The organism is Plantactinospora endophytica (assembly GCF_016862915.1).
Classification (GTDB): domain Bacteria; phylum Actinomycetota; class Actinomycetes; order Mycobacteriales; family Micromonosporaceae; genus Plantactinospora; species Plantactinospora endophytica.
On the sequence record NZ_BONW01000004.1, the window covers coordinates 231,638 to 249,263 of the forward strand.

The 17,626-nt window shown below is 73.2% G+C and carries 14 protein-coding genes; 11 read left to right on the forward strand and 3 right to left on the reverse strand.

Annotated features, from left to right (window positions below; all coding sequences use genetic code 11):
- The first annotated feature begins 73 nt into the window (after window positions 1-73).
- Together Pen02_RS06745 and Pen02_RS06750 are read left to right on the forward strand one after the other, a co-directional pair.
- Window positions 74-2,413 carry a SulP family inorganic anion transporter gene (locus tag Pen02_RS06745; RefSeq protein ID WP_203865049.1) on the forward strand — a complete coding sequence of 780 codons (2,340 nt, stop codon included), beginning with the start codon at window positions 74-76 and terminating at the stop codon, window positions 2,411-2,413.
- Window positions 2,414-2,719: 306 nt separating this feature from the next.
- Window positions 2,720-3,436, forward strand: a complete 717-nt coding sequence (locus tag Pen02_RS06750) for a carbonic anhydrase (RefSeq protein WP_203865050.1) — start codon at window positions 2,720-2,722, stop codon at window positions 3,434-3,436.
- 178 nt (window positions 3,437-3,614) lie between these two features.
- Here the strand turns inward: Pen02_RS06750 and Pen02_RS06755 are convergent, their stop codons facing one another.
- Window positions 3,615-6,569: a hypothetical protein gene (locus Pen02_RS06755; RefSeq protein WP_203865051.1), complete on the reverse strand. Its 2,955-nt coding sequence runs from the start codon at window positions 6,567-6,569 to the stop codon at window positions 3,615-3,617.
- A gap of 247 nt (window positions 6,570-6,816) precedes the next feature.
- Between Pen02_RS06755 and nudC the strand changes: the two genes are divergently transcribed.
- Window positions 6,817-7,737 carry an NAD(+) diphosphatase gene (gene nudC / locus Pen02_RS06760; RefSeq protein ID WP_203865052.1) on the forward strand — a complete coding sequence of 307 codons (921 nt, stop codon included), beginning with the start codon at window positions 6,817-6,819 and terminating at the stop codon, window positions 7,735-7,737.
- A 174-nt stretch (window positions 7,738-7,911) separates the two neighbouring features.
- On the opposite strand, the gene Pen02_RS06765 is transcribed toward nudC, so the two are convergent.
- Window positions 7,912-9,927, reverse strand: a complete 2,016-nt coding sequence (locus tag Pen02_RS06765) for a M14 family metallopeptidase (RefSeq protein WP_203865053.1) — start codon at window positions 9,925-9,927, stop codon at window positions 7,912-7,914.
- A gap of 262 nt (window positions 9,928-10,189) precedes the next feature.
- On the opposite strand from Pen02_RS06765, the gene Pen02_RS06770 reads away from it, so the two are divergent.
- The 3 genes from Pen02_RS06770 to Pen02_RS06780 all read left to right on the forward strand — a co-directional run bounded on the left by Pen02_RS06770 (window position 10,190) and on the right by Pen02_RS06780 (window position 12,637).
- Complete coding sequence (locus Pen02_RS06770; protein WP_203865054.1) at window positions 10,190-10,666, forward strand: hypothetical protein; 477 nt, start codon at window positions 10,190-10,192, stop codon at window positions 10,664-10,666.
- Window positions 10,667-10,967: 301 nt separating this feature from the next.
- Entirely contained in the window at window positions 10,968-11,606 is a 639-nt protein-coding gene (locus Pen02_RS06775; protein WP_203865055.1) for a YbhB/YbcL family Raf kinase inhibitor-like protein, read from the forward strand.
- Window positions 11,607-11,845: 239 nt separating this feature from the next.
- On the forward strand, window positions 11,846-12,637 hold the full coding sequence (locus tag Pen02_RS06780) for a maleylpyruvate isomerase family mycothiol-dependent enzyme (protein WP_203865056.1): 792 nt from the start codon (window positions 11,846-11,848) through the stop codon (window positions 12,635-12,637).
- A 241-nt stretch (window positions 12,638-12,878) separates the two neighbouring features.
- On the opposite strand, the gene Pen02_RS06785 is transcribed toward Pen02_RS06780, so the two are convergent.
- The gene (locus Pen02_RS06785; protein ID WP_203865057.1) at window positions 12,879-13,598 is read right to left on the reverse strand and encodes a siderophore-interacting protein; all 720 of its coding nucleotides are present in this window, start codon (window positions 13,596-13,598) and stop codon (window positions 12,879-12,881) included.
- 271 nt (window positions 13,599-13,869) lie between these two features.
- Between Pen02_RS06785 and Pen02_RS06790 the strand changes: the two genes are divergently transcribed.
- From Pen02_RS06790 to Pen02_RS06810, 5 genes are all read left to right on the forward strand, one after another.
- On the forward strand, window positions 13,870-14,478 hold the full coding sequence (locus Pen02_RS06790) for a TetR/AcrR family transcriptional regulator (protein WP_203865058.1): 609 nt from the start codon (window positions 13,870-13,872) through the stop codon (window positions 14,476-14,478).
- 170 nt (window positions 14,479-14,648) lie between these two features.
- A complete protein-coding gene (locus tag Pen02_RS06795; RefSeq protein WP_203865059.1) occupies window positions 14,649-15,119 on the forward strand; it encodes a hypothetical protein in 471 nt (156 codons plus the stop codon).
- Window positions 15,112-16,119, forward strand: a complete 1,008-nt coding sequence (locus Pen02_RS06800; RefSeq protein ID WP_239140164.1) for an alpha/beta fold hydrolase — start codon at window positions 15,112-15,114, stop codon at window positions 16,117-16,119. The genes Pen02_RS06795 and Pen02_RS06800 overlap by 8 nt, the downstream gene beginning before the upstream one ends.
- Before the next feature lie 84 nt (window positions 16,120-16,203).
- Window positions 16,204-16,572 (forward strand): GntR family transcriptional regulator, encoded by a 369-nt coding sequence (locus Pen02_RS06805; RefSeq protein ID WP_203865060.1) that lies wholly within the window; start codon window positions 16,204-16,206, stop codon window positions 16,570-16,572.
- A complete protein-coding gene (locus tag Pen02_RS06810; protein ID WP_203865061.1) occupies window positions 16,569-17,606 on the forward strand; it encodes a hypothetical protein in 1,038 nt (345 codons plus the stop codon). Before Pen02_RS06805 ends, Pen02_RS06810 begins: the two co-directional genes overlap by 4 nt.
- The last annotated feature ends 20 nt before the right edge of the window (window positions 17,607-17,626 follow it).

A 17,626-nucleotide genomic window follows, 5' to 3' on the forward strand; every position in this document is an offset into this window, starting at 1 on the left:
CGGCATCGGATACGGATGCCGCTCGGAACCCCACTCCGCCGCCGTGAACCGGAGCGGAGCCGGAGGAGGCATCATGTTGCCGATGTCGATCGGCCTGGCCGACACATCCACCCGACTCCGCAGCTGGATTCGCGGAAACCTGCGGTACGACCTACCGGCCTCGCTCGTCGTCTTCCTGGTCGCCGTGCCGCTGTCGCTGGGCATCGCCGCCGCCTCCGACGCCCCGGTGGCGGCCGGGCTGATCGCGGCCGTGGTCGGCGGGGTGGTCGCCGGTCTGCTCGGCGGCTCCGCGCTCCAGGTCACCGGCCCGGCGGCCGGCCTGACGGTGGTCGTCGCGGAACTGGTCGGCCGGTTCGGCTGGGCGGCCACCTGCGCGATCACCGTTGCGGCCGGGCTGTTGCAGGTCGCGTTCGGGCTGTGCCGGGTCGCCCGGACCGCGCTGGCCCTCTCGCCTGCCATCGTGCACGGCATGCTCGCCGGGATCGGGGTCACGATCGTCCTCGGTCAACTGCACGTACTGCTCGGCGACGAACCCGGAAGCACGCCGATCCGGAACCTCCTCGACCTGCCCGCCCAGTTGGCGAACCTGCACGACCACGCGGCGCTGATCGGGCTGACCGTGATCGGCCTGCTGGTCCTCTGGCCCCGGCTGCCGGGACCGGTACGTCGGATACCCGGCCCGCTGGTCGCCGTCACCCTGGCCACCCTCGCCGCCGTGGTCTGGAACGACGTCGACCTGGCCCGGGTGGAGATGCCCGGGTCACTGCTGGCCGCCGTACACCTGCCGGCGCTGCCCGACGGGGACTGGTCGGCCGTCGTCGCCGCCGTACTGACCGTTGCCGTGATCGCCAGCGTGGAGAGCCTGCTCTCGGCCACCGCGGTCGACCGGCTGGCCGCCGACCGGGCCGCCCCGGGCGACCGTCCGCCCAGGCCGACCAACCTGGATCGGGAGATGATCGGCCAGGGGGTGGCGAACAGCCTCTCCGGCCTGCTCGGCGGGTTGCCGGTCACCGGGGTCATCGTGCGCAGCTCCACGAACGTCAACGCGGGAGCCCGGACCCGGGGTTCGGCCGTCCTGCACGGGGTGTGGGTGCTGCTCTTCGCGGTGCTGCTCGTCGTACTCGTCGAGCGGATCCCGATGGCCGCGCTGGCCGGGCTGCTCGTCGTGGTGGGCCTGCAACTGGTGAAGATCTCCGACATCCAGCGGGTACGCCGGCACCGCGAACTGGCCGTCTACGTCGCCACCGCGCTCGGCGTGGTGGTCTTCAACCTGCTGGAGGGCGTACTCATCGGACTCGCCCTGGCGGTCGTACTGATCCTTCGCCGGGTGGTCTGGGCGAGGGTGCACGCCGAGCGGGTACGCGCCACCCCGGCGGGTCGCGAGCACTGGTCCGTGCACGTCGAGGGGACGCTGAGCTTCCTCGCCATCCCACGGCTCTCCGTCGTGCTCGGCCGGGTGCCGCCGGGCAGTGCGGTCGAACTGGAACTGGCCACCGACTACCTGGACCACGCGGCCTTCGACCACCTCGACGGCTGGGTACGCCAACACGAGACCACCGGCGGCAGCGTGCATCTGGACCAGGTCGGTCCCGCCGCCCTGCGTGGCGACCAGCCCCGGCCGCGCCGCCGGATCCACGCCCTGGTGCCGCCGCGCTGGTTCTCGCCCTGGTCGAGTTGGCAGGCCCGGCATCCGGACAACGGCGGCGAGCCGCACCTTTCCGAACAGGCGGACTCGCCGCAGGCCGCGCTCCGGCCGCTGCACGTCGGGGTACGCGAGTACCACCGCCGCTCGGCCGCCCGGCTGTTGCCGTTCCTGACCGAGCTGACCGGCCGGCATCGGCCGAACAGTCTCTTTCTGACCTGTGCGGACGCCCGGATCGTGCCGAACGTGATCACCAGCAGCGGGCCGGGTGACCTCTTCACGGTGCGCAACATCGGCAACCTCGTCCCCACCGACCACGTCGCGGAGTCCTCGGTCGCCGCCGCCGTCTCGTACGCCGTCGACGTGCTCTCCGTGCCGCTGCTGCTGGTCTGCGGGCACTCCGGCTGCGGCGCCATGCAGGGGCTGCTGGGCGGACGCGCCGAGGAGGAGAGTCACGTCGGGCGGTGGCTGCGTTGGGGACGGCCGAGCCTGGCGGCCTGGCGGGCCGGGCATCCGGTCGGTTCGGCCGCCGTCGCCGACGGGCGCGCCGAGGTGGACCAGTTGGCGATGGTGAACGTCGCCCGCCAGGTCGCGGTGCTCCGGGAGTTCCTCGCCGCCCGTGGTGTCGAACCGGGGAAGGTGTCGGTGCACGGGCTCTTCTTCGACATCCCGACCGGCCTGCTGCTGGTCCTCGACGAGCAGCGGCAGCGGTTCACCTGGCCGCCGCACCACGAGCTGGAAACCAGCGGCGCCGGCTTCGTCCGCCCGTAGCCGGCGGAGTCGGGTGGGTTCCGGTCCCGGTCGGGCACGGCGCGGGTGGCGGCCACCGTCGCTTGTGGAATACACGACGACCCGGGGGTTGTCGCCGATATCGGCGCCCGGCACCTTCGTCGTACGCCGGGTGCTGCCGCCGACGTGTCCGTCGTACGGGTGGGGCAATGTAGTCCGGTGAGGGTGTCGGGGCAAGTGAACCCGGCATGAACTGACACCGAACTATGTGGAGTGTGCCGGATAGTGGCGCAGACAACTCCCAGCAAGCATTCAGGTTCGTGCCCACGCGGCGTACGTTCACGATTCGTGAAGAACTTTCCTCGACAGTCGACCCTCTCCCGACGCTCGCTCCTCGCCGCCGGTGGCCTGACCGCCGTCGGTACCGTCGCGCTGGCCGGCCCGGCCACCGCCCAGTCGGCCGGCGACCCGCCGGTCGACAACCCGCAGGCGGCGCTGGCCCGGCTGCTGGACGGCAACCGGCGCTTCGTGCAGGGTCAAGGTCGACACCCGCACCAGTCCCCCCGACGCATCCACGACCTGGCGGCCGGGCAGGACCCGTTCGCGATCGTCGTCGGCTGCGCCGACTCCCGGGTACCCCCGGAGGTTCTCTTCGACCAGGGTCTCGGTGACCTTTTCGACAACCGGGTCGCCGGCAACATCGTTGACACAATCATGCTGGGCAGCATCGAGTACGCCGTCGAGCACTTCGCCTCGCCGCTGCTGGTGGTCCTCGGCCACGAGCGGTGCGGTGCCGTCTCCGCCGCCGTCGACACGATCGCGAGCGGTGGTACCGCCCCGGGCTCGATCCAGGCCATCGTCGAGGCGCTGCGGCCGGTCGTCGAGCCGCTGCTCGGCGGCACGGGCGACATCGTGGAGGCGGCGGTCCGGGCCAACGTGCTGGCCCAGGCGCAGCACCTGGTCGAGGCCAGCGAGATCATCGCCGAGCAGGTGCACGCCGGTCACCTGGAGATCGTCGGCGCCCGCTACGACCTGGACAACGGCCGGGTCACCCTGGTGAGCTGACGTTTCGGTTCCCGGCCGGTGAGCTGACGTTGTCTTCCCGGCCGGTGAGCTGACGTTGTGTTCCCGGCCGGCTCGCCGCTCGCCGTCGAGCCGGCCGGCACCGGCTGGGGGCTGTCTTTCGGATCCTCTCGCTTCACCGAGATCCAGGAGACAGCCCCTGATCCGTCCCGCCCGCGCGTCAGTGCTGGGGGCCGTTGGCCCGGGACCAGAGTCCCGCCCAGCCGCCCCCGGCCAGCCACGACGACGGCAGCAGCAGCCCGTGCCCCGCGATCCGGTCCCAGAACCCGTCCGGTACGGCACCCAACTCGACGGCGTCGGGCCAACTCGACTGCCAGCTCTCGTCCCGGAGCGAGGACTGTGGAAAGCCCGGCACCCGTACCCGGCGTCGCGGCACCACGACGGTGACGCGCTCGGCTGACGGCCGGAGTACGGCGGACCCGGGAGCGGACTGTCCGGTGGCGAGGCCACTCCAGGAGGTCACCCCGAGCGCGGCGGCCCGGAGCAGCCCGGCGTGCGGCCGGGACCGCACCGCGTTGGCCAGTTCGGGGCAGTCCTGCCGGAGCAGGGTGCCCAGGGCGGCGCGCAGGCGCAGCGCGACCAGGTCGGCGGTGCGGGCGACCGCGACGTACCCGACCCGGGCCAGCGGCCGGAGCGAGCCGGGCAGTGGCGCGTCCAGCAGCAGCGGGGCCAGCCGGTCCGATGTGGACGACGACGGGACCCCGGCGGTGGACGGCGCCAGGGCGTGTACCGCCCGGGCCAGCGGTCGGTGCCCGCTCGCCCGCCACAGCCCGACCAGACCGGGGCCGGCCGGGTCGGCCAGGGTGAGCCGGCAGGCCCGGGCGACCGCTCCGGGCGTGGCCCGGCGCAGCGCGGTCAGCGCGTCGTGCGGATCGGCCGGCGGTGTCGTCGGTGCGCCGGCCAGTCGGGTCGCCAGCACGGCCAGCACCTCGGCCGCCGGAACGGTTTCCGGCTGGGCGAGCGTACCGGCCGCCACCTCGTCGAGCCGGCGGCCGAGGTCACGCAGCACCCGTACGGCGGAGGCGGGCCGCCGGCCGGTCCGGGGCGTCGTCGCCCCGGTCCCGTCGTGCGGGGCGGCGCGGCGAGGCTGCGGGATGGCCCGCTCGGGAAGGGCGAGGGCGGCCATCCAGGCGCTGGTCCGGTGCAGCAGTGTCGGATCGGGGTCCTCGTTGAACCGGGCGCGGATCTCTTCGAGTCGCCAACCCCGCGCGCCGGGCCGGAGTTCGGCGTTGACCAGGATGCGGCCGTCCGGTGCGCGGAGCGCGACCAGCACGCTCCGGCCTCGGGCGGCGTCCTCGACGTAGTGCGGGCTGGCGATGCAGTTGCCCATGTAGCCGGACCAGTCCGCCAACTGCCGGGCCGTCCGGGCCAGCTCGATCCGCGCGTCGGTGCCCGGCAGCACCGTGCCGTCGAACCGCTCGACCGGAGGCGGGACGGTGAAGGCGCCGGTCAGCGCGGTGGCGATGGTGGCGTGGTCGGTCAGCCCGGCGACGAGTTCCGGCCAGGTCCGACAGCGGGGCGGGACCTGTCCGCCGAGGTCCACCAGCTGCGCGGCACCGGCGACGGCGAGCGGGATCGACTGCGGTCGGGGTACCAGTGGTTCGTCCGGCGGCGGCGGGTCGGTGGCGACGGTCGGAGCGTTCCGACCCGGGGTGACCACGGCCGTCGGATGACCGTTCAACCGGGCCAGCGCGTCGGCGAGTTCGGCGTACCAGAGCAGGTCGCCGATGGTCTCGACCTCGGCCGTCGTGCGGTCCGGTGCGGCGCGCAGCCGCGCGGCCAGCGGCGGTACCGGCTCCGCCGGAAGGATCGGCTGCTGGTCCCAGGATGCGGGGCGGTCCGGCGACAGATAGCCGACCCGGTTCCGCCAGACCCCGAGTGAGCAGCCGGCCCAGCCGACGAGGTGTGCGCGCAGTGCGACCGAGTCCGGCTGGACGATCGCGTTGGCCAGGTGCTCCGCGACGTTCAGGACGACCCGACCGTAGTCGCCGGCTCGGGCCAGCCGTTGGCCGAGGTAGGGCGCCCACCGGCGGTCGAGCGGTTCGTCGGGCGCGGTCCGGGCGAGGATGTCCCGCAGGTACGACCCGGGTCGGGCCGGCAGGCCGGTCAGCCCGGATATCCGCCGCGCCGACATCGACACCTCGGACGGGGACAGTTCGGCGACCGCCGCCTCGATCTCGTGCCGGTGTGCGGCCAGGGCGGCGTCCAGGCCACGGTCGACCGCGCTCACCGCGACCCGGGCCAGCACCGTCGCCGCCATCGCGTCCCGGAGCACCCGGTTCGCCCGGGTCAGCCAGTACCCGGCCGACGGCTGCCACAGCGCGGCCCGGTGCATCGTCGGCTCGCCCCACAGCTCGGTACGCAGCCGCTCGGTGAGTTCGTCCTCCTCGTACCGCCGGTAGCGGGCGGCGAGGTCGGCGGTGCGGTCCTGCCGGCCCTGCGACGCGCGCAGCCGCTCCCGCCGCAGCCGCCGCGTGCCGTGTGCGCAGACCTGCTGCCACAGGTCGGTCAGCAGGGCGAGGCGGCGCGGCCGGGGCACCTGCCGGAGTACCCGGGTCAGGTGCCCGCCGACCACCGAGGGCAGCCCGCCCGGGAACGGGTCGACGCCGTCGGGCGCTCGCAGGTCCAGCACCGTGACGAGCTGCTCCGGCCCGAGTACGTCGCTCGCCGCGACCGCGAACCGCAGCACCGGCCACCGGCGTTCGTCGAGTACGGCCTGGGCGGCGGCGCCGAGCGGCTTCGTCGCGTCCGGGCCGAACAGCGCGACGAGTACCGCCCGCCGGTCGCCGAGCCGTCCACTCAGCGCCGGCACCATCAGGGCGGCGAGTACGGCGTCGCGGCGGTCTCCGGCGGCACCCTCGGTCCGGGCCGACCGGAACCCGTCGCCGAGGTCGACGCCGGCACCGGCGGCCGGTACACCGCCGGCCGCGATCAGCCGGTGCAGTTCCGCCACGGCCCGGTCGACGGACTCCGGGGCGGCCGAGCGGGGTCCCAGCACGACCGGGCTGCCCGGGGCGAGTTCCGGGGACGGCTCGACGGACCGGCCGCGCGGTCCGGCGGTCCAGATCCGCGAGTCCGGCCCCGGCACCACCCCGCCCGACAGCCGCAACGTCACGAATTCAGGATCCTCGCACTGTCCAGCCGATTTGCCGGGCCGGAGTGCGCAGGCGTCGACATCAGCCAGCGGGCGTCCACGCCCTGCCGCCTGCCGGATGAGCACGCCCTGCCGCCTGCCGGACGAGATCTGCCCGGGTCCACGGGACAGGAAGCACCCGGGCATACCATGCGGTGATGCCGCTGATTACCTCCAACGCCTCGCAGGTCAGGTTGGCGCTACCCACCGATCGACCCGGTGGCGTCGGATGCTGAGCGGCGGCGTCGTCACCGCGTACGCGGGCGGAGCCCTCGACCGCGCGGGTGGGCTGCGGCGCGACTCCGACGGGGTGCGCCGGCTGTTCGAGAGTGACCGAGCCGAGGTCGTGCCGCTGTGGCGGGACCGGTGTCTGGTGACGGGCGAGTCGGTGCTGCGGTTGGCCGGCGACGGTCAACACCGGTTGCCGGCCGGGATCGGCGAGCCGGTCCTCCTCGGCCTCGACGGTGACCGCCCGGTGTTCGCCGTGGACCTGACCGACCTGTCCGAGGACGAGGCGCTCGGCGTGGTCGGCGCCGACCGGACGGTGGACGTACGCCGGCTGGTGCACGGGCTCGACCCGGCCGAGGCAGCCGTGCTCGGGTACGCCCGAGGGCTCTGCCACTGGCACCGTAACCAGCGTTTCTGCGGCACCTGCGGCAGCCCGGCACGATCGGTGCAGGGCGGTGCGGCCCGGCAGTGCACCGGCTGCGACCAGCTTCTCTTCCCACGGATCAGCCCAGCGGTGATCATGTTGGTGGAACTGCCGGGCCCGCCGGCACGCTGCCTGCTGGCCCGGCACGCCGGAGCGGGGCCGGACTCGTTCGGGCTGCTGGCCGGCTTCCTGGAGGTCGGCGAGAGCCTGGAGGACGCGGTACGGCGCGAGGTGGCCGAGGAGGCCGGCCTGGTGGTCGACTCGGTACGCTACTTCGCCTCGCAGCCGTGGCCGTTTCCGTCCGGCCTGATGGTGGGCTTCTTCGCCACCGCCCACTCCGAGGTGACCACCGTCGACGGCGAGGAACTGCTGGAGACCCGCTGGTTCAGCCGGGCGGAGTTGCGGGACCGGCGGGCGGCACGCGGCCGGCTCGGCAATCCGGACTCGATCGACCGGCTGCTGCTGGAAACCTGGCTCGACGCCCCGGACCGCTCGTAGCTCCGGACGGCTCGTAGCTTCGGACCGCCCGTGCTCCGGACGGCTCGTAGCTCCGGACCGCGCGTGCTTCGGACCGCCGTGCTTCGGACCGCGCGGAAATGCCCGGACCACCGGGAGCCCGGAGACGGGTGTCCCCGCCCCGCAGGATCGCGGGGCGGGGACGGCGAGCGGTGGTCAGCGCAGCCGTACCGGTGCGGAGTCGAGCCCGCCCCGGACGCTGACCGCCCGGACGGTGGCCGCCTCGGTCCCGGTCTTGGTGACCCGGAGCGTCACCCGCTGCTTCTTTCCGCCGTCCAGGAAGAACTGCGGCGCGTCGCCGACCAGCCGGGCGCCCTGCACCTGCACGGTGTCCGGAGCGACGATCTTGACTTCCTTCGCCTGCTCCAGGGCGGTGGGCATCCGGCCGGTGTTGGTGACGGTCGCGGTGATCTCGTGCGTCGCGCCGTCGGTCTGACCGGCCCGCAGCGGCTTGACGCCGACCTGCGAGAGCGCCACCTGCGGAAGCGACTCGGTCAGGTACAGGTTGAACTTCGCCTGGTTCGCGGCCCACTGCCCGATCAGGTCCGGCGAGGGGTTCTGCGCCCAGAACTTCGGGTTGATCCCGCCGACCTCGACCGCGCCGAGCTTCGGGTGCTCGATCTTCGTCCAGGGCAGGAAGCAGTTGGTCCGTCGGTTCTCGACGCACCACCGCGAGCGTTCCCAGTCGGCGAACCGCTCGTCGGAGTCGTAGTCGACGAAGTCGCCGCCGTTCCAGATCTCGTCGCCGTACCAGACGGCGCCGTACTGGAAGTAGCCGAAGTCGGGGCCGTGTCCGAACAGCGCCTCCGGGTCGCCGCCGTTGCGGGTGGCGTAGTCGATGTAGACGCTGCCGGAGTACCGGTAGCCGGTGAAGCCGACGCCGGCCCGGTCGAAGTGCTCGTACAGCTTGCGGTCGTCGGTGTACATGCACTCGACCGGGTCGCAGGTCGACGGGCCGCGCAGGTGCATCGGTACCCGGGTGTCCATGCTGTTCACCGCGCCGATGTTGGTGTGCGACATCAGCCAGGTGTAGACGTGCCTGGTCTCCGGCTCCGACAGCGGGTACTCGCCGGCGCCGACCTGGGTGAGGTTCCGGCCGGTCTCGTCGTACCCGGGCATCACGTGCCAGTTGTACGGGTAGTTCCGGTGCAGGTCGAGGCCGCCGACCCCGTCCTCGTTGTCCCGGCCGTCGCCGTCGTTGTCGACGCCCTCGGAGAACATCAGGTAGTCGCCGTTGCCGGCGCCGACGCTGCGCATCGTGACCTTGGCCGGATCGCGGTCGTCGACCACGTGGGTGCCCTTGCCCGCGCCGACGTACTGGCGTAGCTGGCTCAGGTAGCCGTCGCCGTTGAGGTCCTCACCGGGGTCCTCGTCGAGCTTGCCGTCGGCGTCGTTGTCGGTTGGTCGGACCGACGAGCGGTTCGTCTGGGCGGTGTAGAGGTAGAGGTTGTGCCCGTCGGGGTTGTTCACCGGCCGGATGTAGACGGCCTTGTCGTCGAGGAGCTTGTCCACCTGCCGGTCCCGGCCGGCCTTGCTGATCAGGTGGTGTGCCAGCCACAGCGAGCTCTCGGCCGAGGAGATCTCGCCGGAGTGCCGGTTGCCCTCGAAGAACGCGGCCGGCTTGTCGGTGTCCTTACCGGTCGACTTGTCGGTGATGGTGACCTGGTAGATCGGTTCGCCGCCGAAGCTCTCGCCGACGATGTAGAGGTCGACGATGTCCGGTCGCTCGTGCGCCCACTTCTTCAGCCACCACTGGATCTCGATCCCGGTGTGGAAGTGGTCGAAGTCCATCTGGCCGGGCTTCTTCGGCTGCACCTGCGGATACCGGACCACGTCGAAGGTGCTCTCGCCGTCCCGCTCACCGGCGATGGTGACGGTCGGGGTGGTCGGGGTGACGCTGCCGGGGAACGGTCCGGGGTCCGTCGCCGGCTGCAACCCGATCGTGTACGTCGGGGCTGCGGAAAGTTCGGCGTTGTCCAGGGTGGCCCGGTCGGCACCGCCCCAGAGCGGGGTACTGGCCAGCACGACGGCGGCGCCGGCCAGCAGGGTCACCAGCTTCGAGGTCGGCCGCCGGGCCTGCCTGGTCCAGATGGTCCGGGGTACGGGTGGCGGGGTCGGGCCGCCGGTGGCGTCGGGGCGGTCGGGTGAGGATCGGGTGATCTCGGAGCTCACGGCAGATCTCCTGTCGTCACTTCGGTGACGGCCTGCCCGGGTGTGGCAGGTTAGTCACTTTCCGTGTCGGGGGCGCCACCCAACGTGTACTCACTGGTGATCATGCTAATCGAGGCTTGTGCCGGTGTAAATATCCCGTCCCCGCAACCGGCGAGGTCACGGGGCGGCGCGGCGGCGGATCGGCCCGGGAGAAATCACGGGCCGCCGGTTGATCGCCCTTGTTAGGCTGCCCGCCGTTGCTCGCTCACCACGGGGGTTATTCGTGATCATTCGTCTTGTTCGGGTCGGCGCCGTCGCCCTCTCCCTGGCCACCGTCGCCGTACTCGGTGCCGGCTGCCAGCCGGGGGAGTCGACCGGCGACGCGGCCGGTACGCCGACCGCCGGCCCGACCACGGCCGCGCCCAGCCCGACCGCCGCGCCGAACACCAAGGAGGTCTGCCAGGCCGTCACCGACATCTTCCTCGACGGCAGTGTCAAGATCGCGGACGACTCGGTGAAGGCGATCGAGAAGGGACTGAGCGTGGCCCAGCAGAACAAGCAGCTCAAGACCACGCTCACCGGGCTCGCCGGCCAGTTGGAAGCCGAGGCGGCCAAGGCGACCGACCCGAAGGTCAAGGCACTGGTCGAGGGGATCGTCACCGACATCCAGACCGGCGCGAAGTCGGCCGACCCGGTCAAGTTCCTGCAGACCGACTTCGTCAAGGTCGGTACGGCGATCGACAAGGAGTGCGTCGCCTGACCGTTCTGCCGACCGCCGGTGGCCCGTGCCGTCACCGCGCCACCGGCGGTCGGCCAGGTTCCCGGGATACATCGCCGCTGATCCGGCCGGTCCTCGCCGCCTCGGTGATGCTGCGCCATCGGCGGTCGGCCGGGTTCCCGGGATACACCGGGTTTGGCCAGGTGGTCGGCGGATCGGCCGGCCGGTCCGGTCTCGTCTGCCGAGAGCGGCAGAGTCTCGCCGTGGAGCTTGCCGGAGTCCGGTGCCGCTGTGTTTGAGTGGCCCGGAAGCGCCGGAAGCGCTCCCAGCGAAGGAGTCCACCATGCCGAGACTGTCCAACATGGACGGAAGTGCCGCACCCCGGCCGGTACCACCGGAGCAGCGGCCCGGGCGCCGGACCGGTCGACGTGGGCTCGGCCTCGGCCTGGCCGTGGTCGTGCTGCTGGCCGGCACCGCGACCGGCTGCGGTAGCGGTACGGACGAGCCGGCCGGGTCGACCGGCACCACCACCCCGCCGCAGCGGCTCACGGTGACCAGCCCGGCCTTCGAGGAGGGCGAGCCGATTCCCGAGCGGTACACCTGCCGGGGCAGCGGGGAACGGCCGGCGCTCGCCTGGTCGGGCCAGCTCGACGGGGTGGTGTCGTACGCGGTGGTGGTGGACGATCCGGACGCGCCCGGCCTCACCTACCTGCACTGGGTGGTCTACGACATCCCCGCCGACGTCCAGGGGCTCGCCGCCGCCGACCTGCCGGCCGGAGCACTGGAGGGACAGAACTCGGCGGGCCTGGCCACCTGGGCGCCGCCCTGCCCACCCAGCGGCCAGCACCGGTACCGCTTCCACGTCTACGCGCTCGGCGCGAAGAGTGGCCTGGCCGCCGACGCCGAGGGGAACGAGGCACGCCGGGTGATCGAGTCCCTCGCACTCGGCACCGGCACGTTGACCGGCCTCTTCGGTAGCTGACCGGCCGGGTGCGGTGCCGGGAGCGGGTCCGTCGCCGGGGCAAGTGCCGGGGGCGGGTCCGGATTTCGGGGGCGCGGTCCGGGTCCCCGTCCGGGAGCGTGTACAACGTTCGGGTTCCGGTCCGGAGCGTGGACAACGGGCCGGAGGGTCGGCGGTACGTCGGAGCCAGCGGGCATGATGGCGGATGTCGCGCCGGACGTTCCGGAGCCGGCGACGTACGAGCCGGGAGACAGGAAGACATGGCCACTACTGCCGACACGATCATCGCCGCCCTCCGCTCGGGCCACGACGAGCTCGCGGCGCTGGTCCGCGACCTCGGCCCGACCGACCTGACCCGGCCGTCCGGTGCCGACGAGTGGCAGGTGTCGCAGGTGCTCAGCCATCTCGGCAGTGGCGCCGAGATCAACGAGGCCACCCTGGAGGTGGCGCTGGGCGAGCGCCCCGCGTTGGAGGCGGACTTCAACAAGCAGGTCTGGGCCCGGTGGGACGCGATGACCCCGATCGAGCACGCCGAGGGGTTCCTGGAGGCCAACCGGCGGCTCGTCGAGCGGTACGAGTCGCTGGACGCGACCGCCCGGGAGAGCGTACGGATCGATCTCGGTTTCCTGCCTGCCCCGGTCGACCTCGCGACCGCGGCCGGGATGCGGCTCAGCGAGTTCGCCCTGCACCAGTGGGACGTGGAGGTCGCCTTCAACCGGTGGGCGACGGTGGCGCCGGAGGCGGTGCCGCTGCTGCTCGACCGGCTCGCCGGCCTGCTCGGCTGGATCGCCCGGCCGGACGCGATCGCCGACCGTCCGGTGGAGCTGGCGCTCCGGCTGAGCGATCCCGACCGTTCCCTCGGGCTGCGGCTCACCGACCGGGTGGAGCTGTCCGAGCTGCCCGAGCAGCCGGCAGGCGAGATCGTTGCGCCGGCCGAGACGTTCCTGCGGCTGGCCGCCGGCCGGCTGGCGCCGGAGCACACGCCGGAGACCATCACCGTGACCGGCCCGCTCGGCCTGGACGACCTGCGCCGGGTCTTCCCCGGCTACTGAGCCAGGCCGGCCGCCGGCCCGGCAGTGGCCGACCGAGCGCACCGAGGCGGCGGACCGACCCGCCGGGCTGCCGGGCTGACCTGGGGTTGCGGGGCCGGGTTGCCGGGCTGACCTGCCGGGCTGCCGGGCTGACGGCCGGGGTGCGGGGCCGGGCTGCCGGGCTGACCTGCCGGGTTGCGGGCCGGGCTGCCGGGTCGGGTCACGCTGGCGGGGGACCGGATCGGCGGGTGGTGGGCGGGGTTCAGTCGAGGCCCCGCCGGCCCGGTGCCCAGAACGGCTTGACGACGACCTGGCGCCGCGCCCAACCCCGGTCCCGGACCAGGTGATCCCGGACGGCCTGGCAGGTGCGCGCCTCGCCGGCCAGGTAGGCGACACCCGGCTGGTCGGGCAGGTCGAGTGCGCGTACCGCTCGGAGCAGGGTGCTGCCGTCGGCCGGGTCGGCGTCGCCCCGGTGCACCCAGGGCAGCCGCCGGTCGGCCGGCAGCGGTACCTCCCCGTCGGGGCGGTCGGTGACCAGCACCCCGTACGCCGGGGTCCGGGCGGGCAGCGCGCGCAGCATGGCAGCGAAGGGGACGGCCGCGGTCTCGTCCCCGACGAACAGGTGGTACGCCGACTCGCGTAGCGTCAGCCGCCCCTCGGGACGGGACAGGCTGATCGGCTGCCCCGGCCGGGCGTTACGGGCCCAGGCGGCGCCCGGACCATCGCCGTGGTCGAGTACACACAGGTCGAGGCTGCCCCGGTCGCGGTCCAACTCCCAGACCGAGTAGCTGCGCCGGGCGTCGCCGGGGCGACGCAGCCAGTCGCGCGGCGGTGTGACGTTGACGCGTACGTGCTGGCCGGGGAGCCACGGGACGGTCCGGAGCCGGTCGCCGGTGACGCGTACCCGGCGCATCCGGCGGGTCAGCGGCTCGACCTCCTCGACGGTGCCGGTCAGGAAGAGCAGTTCGGCGGCGCTTTTCATCCTCGGTCCTCTCTGGCCGGTGCCGGTGCCGGTGCCGGTGCCGGCGTTGGTGCTGGTGCTGGTGTCCGTGGCCGGGTCCGTGTTCATGTCCGTGCCGGGAGGCCGAGGTCGGGGCTGGGGCCGGGAATCCGAGAGAACACGGGGCGGTCCCGACCCGCGGGCGGGGTGGCCGAGGGCCCTGCACATCAGCCGACCGACCGTCGGTCGGTAAGTGTGACCCAACCTACCGACCGCTGGTCGGTTGTCAAGGCCGGCGATAGGCTCCGGCGCTATGAGCGGCACCAGAGCGACCGGACGGCGGCCCCGCGCGGCCCGGGCCCCGGCCGAGCGACCGGCCCAGATCCTGGACGCGGCGGCCCGGGTGCTGTTGCGGGACGGGGTCGACGCGACGATCGACGGCATCGCCGCCGAGGCCGGTCTCGGCAAGGGCACCGTCTACGAGTACTTCGGTTCCAAGGCCCAGGTCTTCACCGCGTTGCGGAACCGCTGCAACGAACAGATCCTGGCCGCCGGTGCGACGGCGGTCTCGACCGCACCGGACGCGCCGGCCCTCGACCGGGTACGCCGGTTCGTGGCCGGGATGTTCGAGTTCGGGGTGGCGAACGCCGCGCTGGTGGCGTTGCTGTTCCACGAGGCCGGCATCGAGGAGCCCGACGAACTCGGACCGATCCGGGCCAGCCTGCTCGACCTGGTGGAGTCGGGCGTACGGGCCGGCGAGCTGGCGGTCGAGGATCCCGCCTTCACGGTCGAGTTCCTGCTGCACGGGTTGCACGGGGTGATGGAGACCGCGCTCGCCGCCGGAACGGCCGCCGGCCCGCTGCTCGACCGGTTGGACGGGGTGCTGGTCGCGCTACTCGATCCGGTCCACCCGGTGGCCTGACCGCTCGTGACTCCCGGGCCGGTCCGCAGTAGCCCCGTCGACCAGATCCCGGCCAGCCCCGTCGACCGGAACCCGACCAGCGCCGGACCGACCTCGGCCATCGTGCCGACTCTAGTGCTTGACAGTAGCCGTCAAGTACTTGACACTAAACGTCAAGTGAGGAGGACGGCATGCCGCCGACCCGTGACGAACTCGTCGAACAGCTTCTCCGGACGATGGACGTCCGGCTGCTCGATCCGCTGGAGATCCTGCTCGACGGCGACGACGTGGTCGACGCGCTGCGTACGGTCGTCCGGGTCCGGGCCGAGGCGTGGGCGTACCGGTTGGTCGACGGCGACGACCGGGAGTCCGTCGGCACCGCGATGCGGATCGTCTCGACGCTCTATCCCGGCGACGGCCCGTTCGAGCCCCCGCTCGACTGGTGGCGCAGCCCGCTGGGCCAGGTCGTCGCGCGGCGGGTCGGGCACCCCACCGCCGACTCGGTGACGTACGCGGTGGCCGGGGCGATGCTCGGGATCACCCGTCAGGGGGTCCACGACCTGGTCAACCGGGGCAAGCTGATCCGGCATCCGGAAGGCGGTGTGCTGCCCTCCTCGGTTCGTGACCGGCTACTCGAGGAAGGACGGCCCCGCCGTGCCTGAACTGACCAGCAACTCCGAGTCGACCAGCAACTCCGCTACACCCGCCGAAGCCGGTATGACCGGAGGCGCCGCGACGAGCGGCGACGCCGAGCGGACCGTTGGCTCCGGTGTGGTGCCGATCGTCGTCCGGGACTTCGGTGGCACCGGCGCTCCGATGCTGCTGCTGCACGGCGGCGGCGGCAACCTCGTCACGATGACCGCGCTGGCCGAGCTGTTCCGGCCGGCGTACCGGGTGGTCACGGTGGACCTGCGTGGTCACGGCCGGTCCGGCGACGGCCCGTGGGAGTGGGACGCGGTGCTGGCCGACCTCGACACCGTCGTCGACGAGTTGGCCCTGGACCGTCCGGCGGTGGTCGGCCTGTCGCTGGGCGGGATGATCGCCACCCTCTGGGCGGCCCGCCATCCGGACTGTCGCGGTGCGGTCAACCTGGACGGCAACCCGCCGCCGAGCCGACCGGACGATCTCGCCGGTCTGGAACCGGACCGGGCGGTGGCCGAACTCGCCCGGCTCCGCGAGGTCTTCGCCGGGATGTCCGCCGGGATGGCCCGGCCGTTGCCCGCCGACCAGGTCGCGGCGGCGATCGACGGATGGCGGGCGCTCGCCCGGCGGTACGGCGCCGACGAGGAGGTCTGGGCGGAGGCGTTCCGGCGGAACCTGGTACCGGTCGACGGGGACGCGAGCCGGCTGCGGCCCGGTGCGGAACTGGCCGAGGAGCTGCGACTGGCGATGGAGGCACTGGACCTGGTTCCGGCCTACCGCGACGTGCGCTGTCCGCTGCTGCTGGTGCTGGCCACCGAGGACCTGCCCGAACAGCGCCCGTTCCACGACCTGTACGCCGCGCACCGGCGCCGGATCCAGGAGCGACTGGCGACCGTGCGGGACAACCCGTGGCTGAAGGTGGTCCGGCTCGACGGCGCCAGCCACGCCATGGTGGCCGAACGCCCGCGCCAGGTGGCGGAACTCGTCACGGACTTCCTGGCGAGCCGCCGGTCGGGCTGAGTCGACGGTCGGCCCGGGTCCACACGCGACGGAGTGCGGTTCGGGGCTTGCGTCTAGTGCCACTTGTTCTAGTAGAATGCGAACATGTTGTTCAGGGTGGCGCCGGAGAGTGGCGTACCGCTGGCCGAGCAGATCGCCGGCAGCGTGCGCCGGGCAATGTCCGACGGGGTACTCGCCAGGGGCGACCGGCTGCCCGCCGCGCGGGAACTGGCCGGCACGCTCGACGTCAACATGCACACCGTGCTCCGGGCGTACGGGGCGCTCCGCGAGGAGGGCCTGATCGAGCTTCGCCGGGGACGCGGTGCGGTGGTGACCGGGGAGATCCCACACGAGCGGGCCCGGGTGATCGAGTCGGTACGGGAGTTGGTGATGGTGGCCCGCCGCGCTGGCGTCGGCCTGGACGAGGCCGTCGCGCTGGTGCGGCAGCAGTATTCGAGAGAGGTGAGCGCATGAGGAGCATCCGCTGGACTGTCGGCACCGGCCTGCTGCCCACCGCCCTGATCGGCGGTACGGTGGCGGTCACCCTGGCCTGGCGGAGCCGGCTGCCGGAAAGCCTGCCCAACTCCGGCGGCGTCGGTGACCGGCCGGTGGTGGCGACCATCGGCGTCGACACCCTGGCCGGAGTGCTGCTCGGCGCGGCGCTCGCCGTCTGGGCGGTCGGGCTGCTGGTGTTCGCGTCGACCCGCCGGCATTCCGGCGCCGGACGGCACTGGCTGCGGCTCGGCGCCCAGGTCGCGGTGAACGCCTTCGCTGCGGCCGCGGCCACGGCGCTGCTGATGCTGTTCGCGGCGGCACTGGACGCGCCGACAGCGGCGGACGTACGCCTGAGCTGGAGCTATCTCGTCGCGGTGACGGTGCTGCCGATGGTGGCCGCGGTGCTGTTCGGCCTGCTGGCGTACCTGCTGGCCGGAACGGCACCCCCGGCGTCGGCCGGCGGCGGACCTGCCGTCCCCGCCCCGGCGGCAGTCGCCGGGCCGGGTGCGCCGGAGCGGGCGGCCGAGGCGGGACCGGTGCTGGCGGCCGGTGCGGACGAGCGGTTGGTCTGGTGGGAGATCCGGCCGCTGCGGCTGATGCTCTGGACCATCGGAGCGCTGGCCCTGACCGGCGTGCTGATGGCCGCCGTGCTGGTGCCGCTGGTCGGCGTCACCGGCTGGGCGGGCGCCGCACCGACGGTGACCGCCCTGGCGATGCTGCCCTTCACCAGCTACCGGCTGACCATCGACGGCGAGGCCGTCCGGGTCGCGGTCGGCCCGCTGCGGCGGCGGGTGCCGATCTCGGCCATCGCCGCCGCCGAGCCGGACCACCTGGCCCTCGAGGACTGGCTGCTCCGCTCGATCGTGCGCGGCGCCAACGCCCCCGACGTGCCGCTGCTGCCCGGCCCGGCACTGGCGCTCCGGCTGACCGACGGCAGCCGGCGGCTGGTCACCTGCCGGGACGTGCCGACCGCCGTGGCGATGGTGAACACCCTGCGGGCCCGCCGGGCCTGACGACGACCGGCGGGCGTGGG